Origin of the sequence: Apibacter mensalis, from assembly GCF_001418685.1 — a bacterium.
GTDB lineage: Bacteria > Bacteroidota > Bacteroidia > Flavobacteriales > Weeksellaceae > Apibacter > Apibacter mensalis.
Genome location: NZ_LIVM01000008.1, coordinates 88,064 through 105,985, shown reverse-complemented (window position 1 = coordinate 105,985; position 17,922 = coordinate 88,064). Strand labels below are relative to the sequence as shown.

Here is a 17,922-nt window from a genome sequence, read left to right as displayed (position 1 = left end):
GATAATTAATTGGTATTCGAAACATATACTAATCCAATATTTATCATGAGATTGAAAATGATAGTTTTTAAAAACTTTATTTGATCATGATTTTGAACGAAGTTTATCTAAGAGTAAATATAGGAGAAGAAAAAAGCCTTATTTTTGTATACGTGTATACATTACATAGGATAATATGCAAATATCAGAAGATACATTAAAAGAATTAGAATTTCAAAAGATTATTGAAGAAATTATACCCTTTTGCTACTCGGATAAATCTAGAAATTTAGTAGCTCAGCTTAAACCGCTTAAAAAAGAAAAAATTAAAGAGGACTTAAATTGTGTTAATGAATACTTAGGAAGTTTTTCCAATGAAAATTATATCCCTTTTAGAGAATACGATGATATTGAAATGGAATTAAAGATGCTTCTCATTGAAAATTTTACTTTGGAAGCGAAATCATTTCATAAAATCAGAGATTTATCTCAATTAGTGAATTCACTCATCATACATTTTGAAAAATTTAAGGATTATTTTCCTACTCTTCACAAGAATCTCTCTCATATCGAATACACGAAAGAGATTGTATTGATGGTAAATAAAATATTCAATCGTTTTGGAGAAATTAAAAATGATGCATCGGTTACCTTACAAAATATTAGAGAGCATATTCAGATAGTAAAAAAAAACATTCAGGAGAATTTTGCTCAAACAGTTTCCCATTTTACCCAAACAGGAATTTTAGATGAAATAAGGGAAAGTGTTATTGATGATCAACGAGTTTTGGCTGTAAAATCTTCCTTCAAAAAATCGGTTAAAGGAAGGGTATTAGGTTTTTCAAAAACAGGATCCATATGTTTTATTTTGCCGGAATCTGTGATTCAACCTAATATAAGATTATTGGAATTATTAAATAAGGAAAAAAATGAAATCCAAAAAATTCTTTTTAACTTAACTCAACAAATGGTTGAATTTTATCCATTATTGGAAAAGTATCAACACTATGTTTATAAGTTAGACTTTATACAGGCTAAAGCAAGATATGCAGAAGCTTTAGATGCAGTACTACCGGAGATTACTGATCAAGCAGAAATTAATCTTATTAATGCCTACCATCCGATACTATTTTTAACTAACAAAACAGATAAAAAAACAACAATTCCTCAGACACTTACTTTAGATAAAGATATTAGGATAATTTGCATTTCAGGACCGAATGCCGGAGGCAAAAGTATTACTTTAAAAACAGTAGGATTACTACAACTCATGATACAAAGTGGAATATTAATTCCGGTACATCCTAAATCTAAAGTAGGTTTTTTTAATAAAATACTTACCGATATAGGAGATAATCAATCCATTGAAAATCAGCTTAGTACTTATAGTTCACGACTAAGGAAAATGCAGCAAATCATAAAACATGCAGATTCCCAAACTTTATTACTAATTGATGAATTTGGAACAGGATCTGATCCGGAATTAGGAGGTGCATTAGCCGAAGCATTTTTAGAGTATTTTTATCATAAGAAGTCTTACGGAATAATAACAACTCATTATACAAATATCAAATTAAAAATTGAAGAGTTGAACCATACTAAAAATGCATCTATGTTATTTAATGAGAAAACTTTGCAACCCATATACAAGTTAGAAATAGGGCAGGTTGGAAGTTCATTTACATTTGAAGTTGCAGAAAAAAATAAAATTCCTCAAGAGATTATTCAGGTTGCCAAGCAAAAAATAGAAAAAGATAAGGTCAATTTAGATAAAACTATTGTTCGCTTACAACAAGAAAAATATCAAGTTGAAAAATTAAAGGGAGATCTAAATAAGCAAATGGATGATTCTGAAGAAAAGAAAAAACAACTATCCGATACCATAAATAATTACAAACAGAAACTGATTAATTTTCAGAAGTTGTATGATGAGGAAACCAAATTAAATCAGTTAGGACAAAAATTCGAAAAATATATAGAGTCATATTCCAATGGCAAGAAAAAAAGAGATATTATAAAAGACTTTGCAAAAATCCTTGAACAAGAAAAATATAAAAAAACACAAGTAACTGAAGTTGAAAAAATTCAAACTAAAAAGCAACGCACTAAAGTAAAGACAGAATTAAAAAAACAAGAGATAAAAAAGCAGTTGGAAGAAACTAAAGCAGAGGAAATTAGAACTACTGCAGATAAAGCAAAAAAATGGATGAAGGAAGGTAAAAGAGTTCGAATTAAAGGTAGCTCCAGTGTTGCTACTATAGATAAGATTGAAGGAGAAACCGCATTTTTGAATTATGGACTATTCACCACCAAAATTTCGGTATACGAAATTGAAAAGGTATAATAGCTTTTTATGAAGCTAAATATAATTAATAAATAATAATAAAATATAAAATGCTAAATAAATTTTTTTTTGTTTTCCGGAGTAGGAACCATACAGCTATCTTTTTTACCAAATAAGTGATACCGGTTTTTAGAAAGTAAAGAATATATACTATCTCTTATAGGAGAAGGGATTAAAAGAAAAACAGATAAAATCTTATAAGGGAAACCTAGTTTTTGCACTATTTTTAGTATTGCAGTACTTTTAGTATAATAGGCAACTCCTGGTTCATATAAAATTATGGAATTGAAATCGGTAGAAGAAAGATTTCTTTCTTTTAAAAAATTTTGTCCAAACTCTGACTGGAGAGAAGAAAATTTAAATACATTATTTTTATCTCTCTTAATAATAAATTGAACAGTTGAATTACAAAGATTACAAATGCCATCAAATAAAACAATATATGTTTTCATAAACGATGTGCGTTATTTTGCTGAATTAATATATCATATTCAGGCATTAACTTGATAATAAATTCTTTACAAAAAATTTGAAGTTGTGGGAAAAATTCCAGAAAATGCCTTTCAATTTTTTTTTCCTGCAAATAAATCTCTTTAATTGAATTTCCCATATCCGCAATACTTTGGTTAAATTTAGATTTTTTAGTAAGATGATGTAAGGTCCATTCAATACCTTCGTATGTACTGTATTTTTCAAACCAATCATCCTCAATTAAAGAGTTTAAAATGGTATCTAATTTTTTGGGAAACAAAATTTCCGTACATTGAACCAAATCGTAACAAGACTTTTTAAAAAGTTCAAAATCTTCATCCCAGAAAAGATGCCAATTTTTTATTAAAAAGTAATCATAAATAACATCCGTGATTATAGGAGCAAATTTCCCGTAAGATTGATGGAAGATACTTGTTGTTTCTTTTACAATTGGATGAGAATCTGTGAATGAATCTATATGTCTATGTAACAATATGCCGGTAGCTATAGATTGAGGATAATTTTGATAACCCTTTCCCCGAACAATTTCACCCAACACATTTCCTAATTGTATATCAGGAATTTGATAAGATAGCAATTGATGGGCTACAATGTTCATTGACTTTTATCAATTATTCTTTATAGTATTTGTTAATAATTTTTTTTTAAATAATGCCGGGATTTTTATATTTTATAGTATGATCCCTAAGTGAAATTGAGTATTTTTCCTGCATTTCTTGTTTGATGGAAGGATTCAATTTTAGTGCCATTTTTAAAAATTTTACACTCTTTTCATTATTCTTCAACAAGAAATAGCAATTACTTAATTGGTAATATAGTTCTGCTCTATGAAATTTCTTAAAACTTGTGTGCAGTAATAAAGCTGCCTTAGCATAATCTCCCAAGCTGATTAGCAATTCAGAATAAGCCAACCAATTATAAAAATGATGAGGTTCTAACTCAATAATAATCTCAAACGTATCCGAAGCTTCTTCATATTTACCAAGCTGAATATTAAGATATGCATATTTTTTCCAATAGCTTACTTGTTTAGTTTCTATATCTAAGGCTTTTTTTATATAATGAAGAGCTTCCTCATTATTACCTAATGAATCATAAAGATCTGATATTTCATACCAAGCTTTATCAAATTGCGGGTCTTCTTTTACCGCTTTTTGAAAAGAAGAAAGAGCTTGAATAGGTTTATGAAGTTTATTGTAAGCCTGTCCTATCTTAAAAAGAGTAAAAGCTGCTGTATCATCAAATTCCAGAGATTCATTATACACACAGATTGCTTGTTCCCAATTATTTAATTTTTCGTAACAGAAAGCTTTTTGAGTATATCCGGCAATACTTTTTGGATTTATAACAATAGTATAATCAAAAGCAACTAAGGCTTTATCGTACCAATTAAGATTTAAATATTGTAAACCTAATTGAAACCAAGCTTCTTCAGAATAAGGATTTACCTCGATAAACTGATTTAAAAAAGTAATACATTCTCTGTGTTGATGTAGAATTTCATAGCAATGGATACAAGAAAATAAGGAATATTCGTCATTTTTGTTACATTCCAATGCTTTTTTGTACGAATTTAAGGCATGCATTGGCTCATTAATTTCGAGATATTCGTTACCTAAACAATTATAAATATAATCTTCATCTTCTTCATTTTCTAATGCAGCCATATAAAAATCTATAGATTTATAAGGAAATTTACGTAAAGACCAATATCTTGCAGTTGCAATTAAATAATCCGTATCAGCAAAACATAATTCATTTAGTTCATCAATTAAATCGGAAGCATTATGTAAATCTTCAGTTCCCACAAAATATTCGAGCTGCTTGATTTTGATATCAATGTTATTAGGATAAAGAGAAAATGCAATATCAAGAGCTTTTATGGCGTATTCAAAATCATAAATATCCAAGTAGAAAGAAATTATTTCGCAAAACTCATCCGCTTCAAAATAAACGGATTTATTTTCTTCCAACATTTCTTCGAACATATTTACCAGCTCATTGTCTAAAAAATCTTCCACTTAGATTATAATTTCTTTTTTAAATTTATGTAAAGATAATTAAAAAAAAGTAATATAACTATATGAAATGATTTGTTATTAACAAGTATTTAACAAAATTTAAATAATTCAATATAAAAATTCGATTTCTTTGATTCTAAATTTCATAATACCCGCGTTTTCAACTTCGACCTCTAAAAGTCCATCTTCTTCAACTTTTTGAATAATTCCGTTTTTTTTGGTTTCACCAATTTTAAACACCATTACTTTACCTTTTCCAAATAAATATTCATTATACTTTTTAAGAAGATAAAAAGGATCTTTTAATATATGAAAATAGTCTTTAAAATCTTTCATTAAAGCATGAACTAATTCTTTAAGGTCATAATTTTGAGATGAAAATGAAATTAATGAGGAGGCATGAGGAACACCAGAAAATTCTTTTTGAAGAACATTGATACCTATTCCAATAATAAAGGTATTTGCAGATTTTTCAATTAGAATTCCGCTTACCTTTTTTTTATTGATTAAAATGTCATTTGGCCATTTGATTAATGCATCGGTTTTAGTTATTTTTTTTATAAAATAACAAACCCTGATGGCTACCCAAAAACTAATATAATTATTATGTATGGCAGGGTCAGTAAGACAAAATGTCAGGGCAATATTTTTCTCAGATTCTGAAATCCATTGATGACCGTTAACACCCTTTCCTTTCGTTTGATTAAAAGAATATACTCCATGGAAATTAGTTGAATATCGTTTTAAATTTTCTCTGACAAAATCGTTAGTAGAACCAATTCTATCAAAATATTCTAATGGCATAGGTTTTGACAAATACAATTAAATGATAAAATTATTAAATAATAATTAATATAAGTGATAAATTGATTATTTTTGCATAATTCATAAAATTTCATAGAAGATACACTATACTAGAAATAGATTAAATGATTGATACACAGATCGAAAAAAAAGCATTATTAGAAAATATTATAAAAGGGATAGAAGAAGTTAAAGGATATGATATAACTATTTTGGACTTTACCAAATTAGAAAATACAATTACAGATTATTTTGTCATATGTACCGGTGGAACTAATACCCAAGTTTCAGCTATTTCTAATTCCGTGGAAAGATTTGTAAGAAAGAATTCTAAAGACAAACCTTGGCATATTGAAGGAGTTGATAATCAGCAGTGGATTTTAATGGATTATGTATCCGTGGTTGTTCACATTTTTCAACCCGAATATAGAGAATATTATGATTTAGAAAATTTATGGGGTGATGTGGAAATTACTAAAATACCTAATCCGGGTAAATAATAGATCTTAAAATATAATAAATCCGATAATTATAAAAATCAGACTTAATTTTGGAAACAAATAATAAAAATAATAAGAGGAAAAAAGATAATAAAGCATTTTCGTTTAATTGGTTTTACGGTATACTAATCATTTTTGCTATACTACTATTATCTCAAGAATTTTTAAATTCCGGAAAGGACGTAAAAATAGATTCAGCTAAATTTTTTACCTACTTAGAGAAGGGATATGTTAAGAATGTTGTTTTCGTTAATGGCTCTTCTGAAGTCAAAGTGTATTTGACACAGGATGCAATGAAGAATCCTGAAGTATACAATATGGATAACCAAGGTTTTAGTCCTTTTAAGCAAATTTCCGATTCTCCACAATTTTCATTTATAGCTGGAGACAAGCAATTATTTGAGAAAAGATTCAATGAAGATAAAGCCAAGTATAATTTAAATACCAATTTGGAATTTGAAAACCCCAGTCAATGGGGTGATGTGTTTATTCAATTGTTATTACCAATTCTTTTCTTTGCTTTAATATGGTTTTTCTTATTTCGTAAAATGGCCGGTGGTGGTGCCGGGGGAGGTGGACAGATATTTAACATAGGTCGTTCAAAAGCTAAACTTTTTGATGAAAACGATAATGTACGAGTTACCTTTAAAGATGTAGCCGGATTGGAAGGCGCAAAAGAAGAGGTAGAAGAAATAGTTGATTTTTTAAAAAATTCTCAAAAATATACCAAATTGGGTGGTAAGATACCAAAAGGAGCTTTATTAGTTGGGCCTCCGGGAACAGGTAAAACACTCTTGGCCAAAGCAGTTGCGGGAGAAGCCAAAGTTCCGTTTTTTTCGTTATCAGGTTCAGACTTTGTAGAAATGTTTGTAGGAGTAGGAGCCTCCAGAGTAAGAGATCTATTTCGTCAAGCAAAAGAAAAATCACCTTCAATTATATTCATTGATGAAATAGATGCTATTGGTAGGGCAAGAGGTAAAAATAATATCACCGGATCCAATGATGAAAGAGAAAATACCTTGAATCAATTGTTAACGGAAATGGATGGATTTGGAACTAACACCAGCGTTATCGTATTAGCTGCAACCAATCGAGCAGATATTTTGGATAAAGCACTAATGCGTCCGGGGCGTTTTGATAGATCCATTTATGTTGATCTACCGGATTTAAATGAAAGAAAAGAAATATTTCAAGTTCATCTGAAACCTTTAAAATTAGATGAAGATTTAGATATAGATTTCTTAGCTAAACAAACCCCCGGGTTTAGTGGTGCAGACATTGCCAATGTTTGTAATGAAGCCGCATTAATAGCTGCACGTAAAGGAAAAGAAAGTGTTGGAAGACAAGATTTCTTAGATTCGGTTGACAGAATAATCGGTGGTTTAGAGAAGAAAAATAAAGTAATCAAACCCCATGAGAAAAAGAGAGTTGCTTTTCACGAAGCAGGTCATGCAACCATTAGTTGGATGGTAGAACATGCAGCTCCTTTATTAAAAGTAACTATCATACCAAGAGGACGCTCTTTAGGGGCAGCCTGGTATCTTCCCGAAGAAAGACAATTGACAACCACTGAACAAATGTTAGATGAAATATGCGCTACTTTAGGAGGTAGAGCTGCAGAAGAAGTGATTTTTAATAATATATCTACAGGAGCTTTGTCCGATTTGGAGAGGGTGACGAAACAAGCCAATGCCATGGTTACCATTTATGGATTGAGCGATCAAATAGGAAATATATCTTATTACGATAGTTCGGGCAATGAATACGGTTTTACTAAACCTTACTCAGAATTAACTGCAGAAACTATTGATAAAGAAATTTCAAAGATCATTGAATCTCAATATAAAAGAGCTGTTCAAATTTTATCTGATCATAAAGATAAATTAACTAGGTTAGCTAACAAATTATTAGAAAAAGAAGTAATATTCAAAGAGGATTTAGAAGAAATTTTCGGAAAAAGAAAATTCGATGAAGAAACTTTTTCAGAAGAATTAAAAGATAAAGGTCTTGAAGAAAATGTTTACACTAATGAATCAAAGAATCCAAATAATGGCAAGTAATTTGATAAATTCTAAAAATCATATGAAATAAAAAGTTTTTTATATATTTGATTTGATATGAAAATAATTTTGATTTTTAAGTGTTAAAAAGTGAATGGGATTTCTTAACAAAATATTTGGGAAAAAAAACAAAGACGAGACTACTAATCTAGATTTTTATAATGAAGGAGAAGAAGAAGACGTAGCGTTTGCTAGGAAATTTAAAGCCGGAGGAGGAATGTTTTTCTACTGCATAAATCGAGAAGAATCTTTACATTATCTACAAGAAATACTTAAAAATGAAGACATAAGTGAAGTTTTGTGTGTAGACCCAAAGCTAATATCTATGATTAATCTCTTAGATTGTAATTATTCTACTCAAAGCACAGGTGATCAAGATATAGCCTTGATAAACTGTGAATATTTAGTAGCTTTGGATGGTTCCATTATGATATCTTCAGATCAAACTCATCATTTAAAAAAATCGGATTTACCTAAAAAAATAATAGTTTGGGCAACTCCTAGTCAGATAATCTCTTCTTCAAGTGTTGGATTGGCTAAGATAAGATATGCTAAAAAAAATAATATTCCTTCTAATATTACCTCTATTCATGGTAATCAGGTGCAAGGGTTTAGCAGTATATCAACAGCAAAAAAACTATATTTACTCTTAGTTGAAGAATAATTTTTAAAACAGGTGAAAACAATATTTGTCCGTTCCTTATCTGGTTTAGTATATGTGCTGCTTATTTTTTTATGCACCACCAATTTTCTTTCAGATATAGTATATGTTTACTTTGATCATAAAATTAATTCTTATCATTTATTATATGCTTTACTAACTCTATTTCTTATAGGTAGCAGTTACGAAACAGTTAAGCTTTTAAAATACACTAACCTTATCTATAAAATACTGACCTTTATCTTAATAGGAATTGTATATTATACCTTTACTCAAAATTTTTTTAATGGCAGTTTTAGTTTAAAATTACTTTATTGGAGGTACATACTTGTATTAGTACTATTTGTCCTTTGCATTTTAACTCTGTTTTATTTTTCAGATGAGCTTTACACAGATAGTGCAAAACTAATTTTTGCAATTGCCTATTTAAGTCTTCCCTTTGGGCTTAGTTTATCTATACCAAGAAGTAATAATCCTTTGACTCCAGAAATATTTTATATATTTTTACTGCTATGGATAAGTGATAGCTTTGCCTATTTAATAGGTAGTAAATTTGGGAAAAAAAAACTTGCTCCCCATATTTCACCTAATAAATCTGTCGAAGGATTAATCGGGGGAATTGTGTCAACATTGATAGCCGGATTAATTATTGAATATTATGAACCGAGATTACGCGGAAATTGGATTGTAATTAGTATAATTATAGCTATATTAGCACCCATAGGTGATCTTGCAGAATCTAAGTTGAAAAGAAAATTTAATGTTAAAGATTCCGGAAATTTAATTCCTGGACATGGCGGATTATTGGATAGATTAGATAGTTTTATCTTTTGTATTCCTGCTGTATTTGCCTATTATTTATTAAGTACTATCGTATGAGATTACACAAAGAAGGTAAATCTATTATAAATATAAGTTTATTGATAAGCATTGTAATAAGTATACTTTCCATTTATTGTCTTTACTATTGGGGACTTATAATTGCTATACCGGCTATGGTATTATCATTTTTTATCATCTGGTTTTTTAGAAATCCGATAAGAAAATGTCAAGCGAAGGATAATGAAATTATTGCACCGGTAGATGGAAAGGTGGTAATTGTAAAAGAAGTTTATGAAAAAGAATTTCTTAAAACCAATTGCATCCAAGTATCTATTTTTATGTCTCCATTGAATGTACATGTATGCAGATATCCGGTAAGTGGAAAAGTAATATTTAAAAAATATCACCCGGGTAAATTTTTAGTGGCTTGGCATGAAAAATCATCGGAATTAAATGAACGAACTACTGTAGCAGTTGAAACTCAACAAGAACAAAAAATACTATTTAGACAAATCGCAGGTGCTATGGCCAGAAGGATAGTAATCTATTCTCAAATAGGAGATATGGCCCAAGCAGGTAAAGATTTTGGTTTTATAAAATTCGGTTCAAGAATGGATATTTTTCTTCCTTTAGGAACTGAAATTTTAGTTAAGGTTGGAGAGATGATACCTGATGGAGGAGAAAGAGTTATTGCCAGATTAAAAAATTAAAAATATAATAACCTTATTTTAATATAGTTAGCTAATTTTTATTGAATTTTATTCTTTAAGGGCCTAGTATGAATTAGGCAAAGATCTGGATTATTTATTATGCTATTAATATTATAATTTTAGTTTGATTTTATTTAAAATAATTAATAATTTTAAGCTTTAAGTATCTTAATTAGGTTACACAATCAGATACATACTCTTTTTTATACATAATTAATAGAAGTTAATTTTTACATTTGTATCACTAATTAATAGTAAAAATATGGCTAATATTTTGGATGGAATTAAATTATCCAAACAAATAAAACAGGAAATCAAAGATGAGGTTATCCAATATGTAAATCAAGGGTATCGCCGACCTCATTTATTAGCTCTACTTGTGGGTGAGAATGCAGCAAGTGTAACCTATGTAAATAACAAGATCAAAGATTGCCAAGCAGTAGGCTTTAAATCTTCACTAGTAAAGCTTAAGAATACGATAACAGAAGAAGGGTTACTTAAAGAAGTAGGAAAATTAAATGAAACCGATGGATTAGATGGGTTTATAGTTCAATTGCCGCTTCCTAAACATATAAATCAAGAAAGAATTATAACAGCAATAAATCCTGATAAAGATGTAGATGGTTTTCATCCCGTTAATTTTGGAAAAATGGCCTTGGGAATTGAAAGTTTTCTACCGGCGACTCCTTACGGTATTATGGAAATGTTGTCAAGATATAAAATATCTACTGAAGGCAAACAAGTGGTTGTTATTGGCAGAAGTAGGATTGTGGGGCGTCCGATGAGCATTCTTTTAAGCAGAAAAGGAAATCCGGGAGATGCAACGGTTACTCTGGTACACTCTAAAACGGTAGATATACCTAAGCATACACGGAATGCAGACATAATAATTACGGCTTTAGGAGTTCCCCAATTTTTAAAAGCAGACATGATAAAGCAAGGATCAGTGATTATAGATGTTGGTATTACTAAGGTAGAGGATTTCACCAGTGAAAAAGGATATTATTTATCCGGAGATGTCGATTTTCCTGAAGTATCCCCAAAAGCATCTTGGATAACTCCTGTTCCTGGGGGGGTAGGTCCGATGACCAGAGCCATGCTTCTGAAAAACACCCTGTTTGCTTATAGTAAAGAAATAAAAAAACAGAATAAATAATAAACAGGTTAATGTATAACAACCTGTAAATAATGAAGAATTAATTAGTAAGTATTTTATATTCTAATTTCGGGTATCCTCTATGTCCGTTCTTATCAGTCATATTTATAAATTTAAGCTTAAATAAATTACCTTTTGAATCCTTAAGAACGTAAAACCGATCCGTATATACCTTAGCACCACCATAAGTAGTTCTCCAGCTTGAACCAATGACTCTTTGGTCATTATATACGAATTTAGTAAAATCTACTTTTTCCTTGGTAAAATCTTCATAACTACCCACCTCTGATATATTTGCTTGATAGGCGCCTGTGTTGCTCATGGTATTAATAGTTATAAAATCTGCGAAGGTATAGGTACCATGCCCTTTGTTTTCATTAATGAAAACAGTAAAGCACATATCCCATAACTTTTTAGGAGGTTGGACTTTTATCATACCTCCGGATAAGCTTACATATGAAAAATGATAACCCTTATTCTTTTTTACAATCACTTCTTTATGTGTAATATCGGAAATATCTGCATATTGAATTTTATAACTATTAAAATCATTACGAAGAATTCTAATTTTTTTCCAACCTCTATGATCTCCTATAACCGTTAAATCATTTGTATTGCCATTAAATACAAAATATCCCATGTTAACAAGATAAACATGGTTTTCTTCGTCTTTTTTTCTTATTTCATCGATGGCTGTTCGTTCCAAGTAATTTCCCATAATATCATCAACATATTGTACATTATCAGCTTGAAAATTACCGACCGTTACTACAGATTTTAAGGAAGCGATATCGGATTCTTTAACCTCATCGATATTAGTTGAATTTAATTTTCCTGCTGCCATCCCTGTTGAATTATTCAAAATAACACGAAAATTTTCATCAAAATAAAAACCAAAATCCCAAGAATCCCGTTGATTTACATTAACTGTGCATTGATCTAAATCTACCCAAACCTGATTAGGCTCAGTGGGTCCTCCTACAGGAATATCTAAAGTTGCTCCAGGTTGGGGTACATATATAGGACTATCATCTTCTTTACAACTTAAGATTATAAAAAAAGAAATTAGTATAGGTGAAAAATATTTTTTCATCATTTAAATATTAAAATTAAAACCAAGTTTAGTGAAGTAGGACCTGCCATAAAATAAATTTATACCTCTCACCGGTCCTTCATGAGCTCCTGCTTTTGCTGCTGTCGTATTTACTTTTTTAACGTCAAAAATATTTCTTACACCTGCCGTAAGTTCATAAATTTGTTAAACAATGTTTTTCTTACTGAAAAATCAAGTAAATCAAAATCATCTTGTTTTCCCAGATAATAGGAATCCGTTTTAGAATTTAACACATATGAAGATTCTTTTCCATTTTTTACTTGTATAATTAACATTTGAGTTTAAATGGAAGGTATACAAGTAATCATTGTCAGGCCTTGCAATATGAATTCCCTTAATGTTATCTTCTAATGTTCGTGAAACTCCAAAATAAGAGGCATTAAGGTTAAAATGCAAATTATGTATTTTCAAATTAGAATTGAACTGTATCCCCCATCTTTTGAACTTATCCACATTCAAATATTTGTATTCTAAGGGCTGGATATTGACTGTTGCCAATTCAATTTTGTCTTTTAAATTAATATACAAAGTGCTTAAGGTAATCTCTCCTTTACAATTATCTTTAAATTTGAATTTTTGATTCCAATAGACAGAGCTGGAATATCCTTTTTCAGGAAGTAAATTCTCATTACCTTGTATATTGTGATTGGTATCTACAAAATAAGTATATAATTCATCAAAATTTGGAGTTCTGTTAGTAGAAGTTATTTCCGTACGAAAATTGGAGTTTGGCGATAATTGATATTTCATGGCAAGTGAATAAGAATACTGATTATCAAATTTCGTATTAAAACTAGCTATCTACTATTATAAAGGTCCCGGTAAAGAATCATTAACCGCTCAAGGATTAGAAACGGTGCCTTCACTTTATAATTTTTTAAAACGGTTGAAAAAAGAAGGGTATAAAGTTGAGAAATTACCTGAAAATGAACGAGATTTTGAACGATTGTTGATGACACAGGGCTCAGTAATGAGTACCTATGCCCAAGGAGCCTTTGATGAATTTTTAAAAAAGGGTAATCCGGAGTTGATCGATAAACATACCTATGAAAGCTGGATTAAAAATACACTTACACCAGAAAAGTATGCTGAAGTAACTGCGGTTTATGATGAAGCACCGGGCAATTATATGAGTAAAAAAGTAAAAGAAAATTCCTATCTGGCAATTTCTCGAATTCAATTCGGAAATATTGTTTTGTTGCCGCAACCCATGGCCGGATTGGGAGGTGATACCTTTGCTATAATACATGGAGAAAAAACAGCACCTCCTCATACCTATATAGGCTCATACCTTTGGGTACAGCATGGTTTCCGAGCAGATGCTCTTATCCATTTTGGGACACATGGAAGCCTTGAGTTTACACCGCAAAAACAAGTCGCCTTAAGCAATGAGGATTGGCCGGACAGATTAGTGGGCACGTTACCTCACTTCTACTATTATACCATAGGAAATATAGGTGAAAGTATGATGGCTAAAAGACGCTCTTATGCCACCCTAATATCTTATTTAACTCCTGCATTTATGGAAAATCAGACCTGTTCACAATTTAAAGAATTGCAAGATAAGATACAAAATTACTATAAAACCGATGAAATCAATCAACCCGCAATATCTTTGGAAGTAAAAAAAATAGCGGTAAAAATAGGACTGCATAGAGATTTACGTTTAGATAGTATATTAACTCAACCTTATAATTTAGAGGAAATAGAAAGAATTGAAAATTTTGCTGAAGAAATTTCCAATGAGAAAATGTCCGGACATCTCTATACATCCGGAATACCTTATACAAAAGACCAAATCATATCATCCGTACAGGCTATGAGTACAGATCCGATCGCCTATAGCTTAGCAGCCTTAGATAAGCAAAGAGGAATAGTAACCGAGAAGCAATTAAAAAATAAAGTATACTTTAAACAGAGATATTTAGACGTTGCCAAAAATTTAGTAACTCAAATCTTATCCGGGAGAGAAGTGACCCCTGCATTTATTTGCAATTTTTCCGGAATTGATGAAAAAGAATTGGAACAATCTAAAATGATTATTTCTCCTTTGAAAAGAAAGTTTAAAAAAAGTAATAAACGCACAGACGGTAAACCCTCTATACCGATTAGTTCTTCAGATCCTTCTAAAAATACCCAATCAAAAACAGCAGCACATCCTGCTATAAAGGATTCAGAAAAAAAGCCAATGCATGGAATGGCGGATAAAAAGATTGTATATACCAAAGAGCAAAAATCAAGAGCAAGAGCTATTGTAGAAATGGAAAGAACCATAACCAACATAAAAAAATACAAAAAGAGTTTAGAAGAAAGTCCCGAATTGGAATTTGAAGCATTGATCAATGCTCTATCCGGAGGCTATATTGAGCCATCTTCAGGAGGAGATGCAGTGGCGAATCCAAACGGAGTGCCAACCGGTAGAAACTTATATTCCATAAATGCAGAATCGACACCTACAGAAATAGCTTGGGAGAGAGGTAAAGAACTTGTTAATACAACCTTAGCACAATATAAAGCCAGTCATGGAACCTACCCTAAAAAAGTTAATTATACCTTTTGGAGCAGTGAATTTATTGAGAGTGAAGGAACAACCCTAGCACAGGTTTTATATATGCTGGGAGTTGAACCGGTTTGGGATGCCTTTGGAAGAGTATCCGATTTACAGCTCATAGAATCCGCGAATTTAGGCAGACCGAGAATCGATGTGGTGGTGCAAACTTCCGGACAGTTTAGAGATTTAGCAGCCTCACGATTAGCGTTACTATCCAGAGCCGTAGAAATAGCCGCATCGGCCAAAGATTCCAACTATGAAAATTTAGTTGCTCAAAGCACTACAGATATAGAAAAAAGTTTGGTAGATGAAGGGGTATCTCCGCAAGAAGCTCGCCAAATTTCAACGCAACGAATATTTGGCGGAGTTAATGGAATGTATGGAACAGGAATTCAAGAAATGGTGACCAGCGGAGATAAATGGGAAAATGAAAAAGAAATAGCGGAAACCTATATCAATAATATGGGTGCAATTTATGGCAGTGATAAAAATTGGGGTGATTTTCACAAAGGATTGTTAAAAGCTGTATTAAAAAATACGGATATGGTTGTTCATCCAAGACAAAGCAATACTTGGGGAGCTTTAAGTTTAGATCATGTATATGAATTTATGGGAGGAATGAATCTTGCCATTCGCCACGTTACAGGAAAAGATCCGGTTGCGTACTTTGCTGATTATAGAAACCATAATAATTTCAAAATGCAGGAATTAAAAGAAGCTATTGGAGTAGAAGCACGTACCACCCTTTTCAATCCTGTATATATTAAAGAAAAGATGAAAGGAGGAGCCTCCAGTGCAGCCGATATAACAGAGATTATAACCAATACGTACGGTTGGAACGTAATGAAGCCCGAAGCCATCGATAATGAAATGTGGAATCAAATTTATGATACCTATGTAAATTATAAAGCGAATTTAGGAACTAAAGAATTTTTCAAAAAAGTTAACCCGGCAGCTTTAGAAGAGATCACAGCAATTATGCTCGAAACCTCAAGAAAAGGGATGTGGAAAGCAACTAAGGAGCAATTAAAGAAAACAGCTCTCGTACATACACAAACAGTTAAAGAATTCGGACATTCCGGGGCAGGTTTTTCAGGAAACAATAAAAAATTACAAGATTATATTGCAACTCAAGTTGAACCACAACAATCTACGGAATATAAACAACAAATAACTAAAATGAAAATAGGAGAGATTTCATCCAGCAATAAAGAGGGGATGGTTCTAAAAAAAGAAGAAGTTTTCAGAGGTAATAACAAATCAGAAAAAACAGCAGTAAACGGCATTATATTAATCACAGTTATAAGCATTGTTGTCCTTTCACTTACATTATATATCAGGAAAAGAAAAAAAAACGGTTAAAATAAAAGAAGAATATTCTATGGAACTCATCAAACAATTATTAATGGGTTTAATACTAATAAATGCTATTATTAAGCTGAGTTTTTGGAAAAAAAGACAAATAGGCATAATGCTGCTTATTTATACAGCATTTATATTATGGATTTATCCTTTATCCATTAAACAATCTAAAACTCAAATAGAAAATTTTTTAGCTGATAGTGTTATGATGCAAAACGTTTCTGTGCTGGTTACAGTAGAATCGGGCTTATTTTTTGCTTTTTGTTTTGCCGTATTAATGGGATGGTATGAAAATAAAAAACATCAGATACTTAGGTTAGTATTACACTATTACCCCGGGGTATTATTGTTTTTAGTATTGTTTTATGGACTAACCCAAGCAGCCTTTACATGTACCGGTTTCAATTTTTTAACTATGGCAATTCTCTATGCTTCGACAGTTATATTATCTATGGTTTTGGCAATCATAGCAATTAAGAAATCCCTTCCTGATTTTGATTTAAGACTTGAAATACATTTTATAGTCAGCTTAATCATTTGTATTCTTGGACTAATAATAACCGTTGATGGAAATATTGTATACAAAACCTCGAATGAAACCCTTAATTTTAGAAATATACTTTTAACTGCAGGACTTTTTCTGTTGTTTTTCCTAGTAGGATGTATAGGAAATAAAATTAAATGGAAATTAACCCAATAAAACTATTATTAAAACAGTAAGAAAAGAATATAAAAATAACTAAATAAATATGGAAATTATATCAAATGTATTATTTTGGGTAGCGAATAGTTTATTAATTCCGGATATCATTATATTACTCCTGTTATTCGCTCGCTCTTTACTTCTATTGGGAAGCTTTTATAATCAATTTATTGTAAAAAGAAAAAATGACAAGAAAATAAATCCGATAATTGTAAATTTTACCCAAGAAAAATTGAAAGATTTACAAGCAACATTACCTCAAAAAAATAACTCTTTATATATAAAATATTTAAGAACACTATTAGAAAATACAAACTATGAAGCTTATGCCGATTACACAATTTCAAATTTTGAAAATGAGGCTGATAAAGACCTCTTATTATCTAAAATGCTGGCAAAATTAGGTCCGGTATTAGGTTTAATTGGTACACTGATAGCAATGAGCCCGGCATTAGTAGGGCTTTCCACAGGAGATGTCTCAGGTATGGCTTATAATATGCAAGTAGTTTTCGCAACAACCGTAATCGGATTGGTAGTAAGTGCCATTGGGCTGGTTACCTTACAAGTCAAGCAACGATGGTATGCAAAAGAAGTTAATAATTTGGACTATATAGCAAGCATGGTAACAGGTAATGCAAAATAA

General features: G+C 30.8%; 16 protein-coding genes. 10 read left to right on the top strand and 6 right to left on the bottom strand.

The genetic code is table 11. The features are described 5' to 3' along the window. The first annotated feature begins 175 nt into the window (after nucleotides 1-175). A complete protein-coding gene (locus ASC36_RS06990) occupies nucleotides 176-2,323 on the top strand; it encodes an endonuclease MutS2 (protein WP_055425779.1) in 2,148 nt (715 codons plus the stop codon). 53 nt (nucleotides 2,324-2,376) lie between these two features. On the opposite strand, the gene ASC36_RS06985 is transcribed toward ASC36_RS06990, so the two are convergent. The 4 genes from ASC36_RS06985 to ASC36_RS06970 all read right to left on the bottom strand — a co-directional run bounded on the left by ASC36_RS06985 (nucleotide 2,377) and on the right by ASC36_RS06970 (nucleotide 5,640). Continuing rightward, on the bottom strand, nucleotides 2,377-2,775 hold the full coding sequence (locus ASC36_RS06985; protein WP_055425778.1) for a thiol-disulfide oxidoreductase DCC family protein: 399 nt from the start codon (nucleotides 2,773-2,775) through the stop codon (nucleotides 2,377-2,379). Next, nucleotides 2,772-3,413: an acyl carrier protein phosphodiesterase gene (locus ASC36_RS06980; RefSeq protein ID WP_055425777.1), complete on the bottom strand. Its 642-nt coding sequence runs from the start codon at nucleotides 3,411-3,413 to the stop codon at nucleotides 2,772-2,774. The genes ASC36_RS06985 and ASC36_RS06980 overlap by 4 nt, the downstream gene beginning before the upstream one ends. A gap of 46 nt (nucleotides 3,414-3,459) precedes the next feature. Then, the gene (locus ASC36_RS06975; protein ID WP_055425776.1) at nucleotides 3,460-4,836 is read right to left on the bottom strand and encodes a tetratricopeptide repeat protein; all 1,377 of its coding nucleotides are present in this window, start codon (nucleotides 4,834-4,836) and stop codon (nucleotides 3,460-3,462) included. Nucleotides 4,837-4,944: 108 nt separating this feature from the next. Next, entirely contained in the window at nucleotides 4,945-5,640 is a 696-nt protein-coding gene (locus ASC36_RS06970) for a biotin--[acetyl-CoA-carboxylase] ligase (protein WP_055425775.1), read from the bottom strand. Nucleotides 5,641-5,765: 125 nt separating this feature from the next. On the opposite strand from ASC36_RS06970, the gene rsfS reads away from it, so the two are divergent. The 6 genes from rsfS to ASC36_RS06940 all read left to right on the top strand — a co-directional run bounded on the left by rsfS (nucleotide 5,766) and on the right by ASC36_RS06940 (nucleotide 11,549). Next, nucleotides 5,766-6,140: a ribosome silencing factor gene (gene rsfS / locus ASC36_RS06965; RefSeq protein WP_055425774.1), complete on the top strand. Its 375-nt coding sequence runs from the start codon at nucleotides 5,766-5,768 to the stop codon at nucleotides 6,138-6,140. A 47-nt stretch (nucleotides 6,141-6,187) separates the two neighbouring features. Continuing rightward, nucleotides 6,188-8,200, top strand: a complete 2,013-nt coding sequence (ftsH, locus tag ASC36_RS06960; RefSeq protein WP_055425773.1) for an ATP-dependent zinc metalloprotease FtsH — start codon at nucleotides 6,188-6,190, stop codon at nucleotides 8,198-8,200. A gap of 94 nt (nucleotides 8,201-8,294) precedes the next feature. Then, a complete protein-coding gene (locus ASC36_RS06955; protein WP_055425772.1) occupies nucleotides 8,295-8,864 on the top strand; it encodes a hypothetical protein in 570 nt (189 codons plus the stop codon). Nucleotides 8,865-8,876: 12 nt separating this feature from the next. Next, a complete protein-coding gene (locus ASC36_RS06950) occupies nucleotides 8,877-9,740 on the top strand; it encodes a phosphatidate cytidylyltransferase (protein WP_073961234.1) in 864 nt (287 codons plus the stop codon). Next, nucleotides 9,737-10,393 (top strand): phosphatidylserine decarboxylase family protein, encoded by a 657-nt coding sequence (locus ASC36_RS06945; protein WP_055425770.1) that lies wholly within the window; start codon nucleotides 9,737-9,739, stop codon nucleotides 10,391-10,393. The genes ASC36_RS06950 and ASC36_RS06945 overlap by 4 nt, the downstream gene beginning before the upstream one ends. Before the next feature lie 262 nt (nucleotides 10,394-10,655). After that, entirely contained in the window at nucleotides 10,656-11,549 is an 894-nt protein-coding gene (locus ASC36_RS06940; protein WP_055425769.1) for a bifunctional 5,10-methylenetetrahydrofolate dehydrogenase/5,10-methenyltetrahydrofolate cyclohydrolase, read from the top strand. A gap of 40 nt (nucleotides 11,550-11,589) precedes the next feature. Here ASC36_RS06940 and ASC36_RS06935 read toward each other — a convergent pair whose 3' ends face one another. Then, nucleotides 11,590-12,642, bottom strand: coding sequence for an HmuY family protein (locus tag ASC36_RS06935; RefSeq protein WP_055425768.1), 1,053 nt, complete (start codon nucleotides 12,640-12,642; stop codon nucleotides 11,590-11,592). Nucleotides 12,643-12,882: 240 nt separating this feature from the next. Then, nucleotides 12,883-13,464: a TonB-dependent receptor domain-containing protein gene (locus ASC36_RS06930; RefSeq protein ID WP_260182351.1), complete on the bottom strand. Its 582-nt coding sequence runs from the start codon at nucleotides 13,462-13,464 to the stop codon at nucleotides 12,883-12,885. Here ASC36_RS06930 and ASC36_RS06925 point away from each other — a divergent pair. From ASC36_RS06925 to ASC36_RS06915, 3 genes are read left to right on the top strand one after another with little or no spacing between them, the layout of a single operon-like run. Then, nucleotides 13,463-16,576: a cobaltochelatase subunit CobN gene (locus ASC36_RS06925; protein WP_082435419.1), complete on the top strand. Its 3,114-nt coding sequence runs from the start codon at nucleotides 13,463-13,465 to the stop codon at nucleotides 16,574-16,576. The two genes, ASC36_RS06930 and ASC36_RS06925, sit on opposite strands and share 2 nt — an antisense overlap. A gap of 19 nt (nucleotides 16,577-16,595) precedes the next feature. Continuing rightward, nucleotides 16,596-17,276 carry a hypothetical protein gene (locus ASC36_RS06920; RefSeq protein ID WP_073961240.1) on the top strand — a complete coding sequence of 227 codons (681 nt, stop codon included), beginning with the start codon at nucleotides 16,596-16,598 and terminating at the stop codon, nucleotides 17,274-17,276. Between the two features lie 49 nt (nucleotides 17,277-17,325). Next, on the top strand, nucleotides 17,326-17,922 hold the full coding sequence (locus ASC36_RS06915; RefSeq protein ID WP_055425764.1) for a MotA/TolQ/ExbB proton channel family protein: 597 nt from the start codon (nucleotides 17,326-17,328) through the stop codon (nucleotides 17,920-17,922).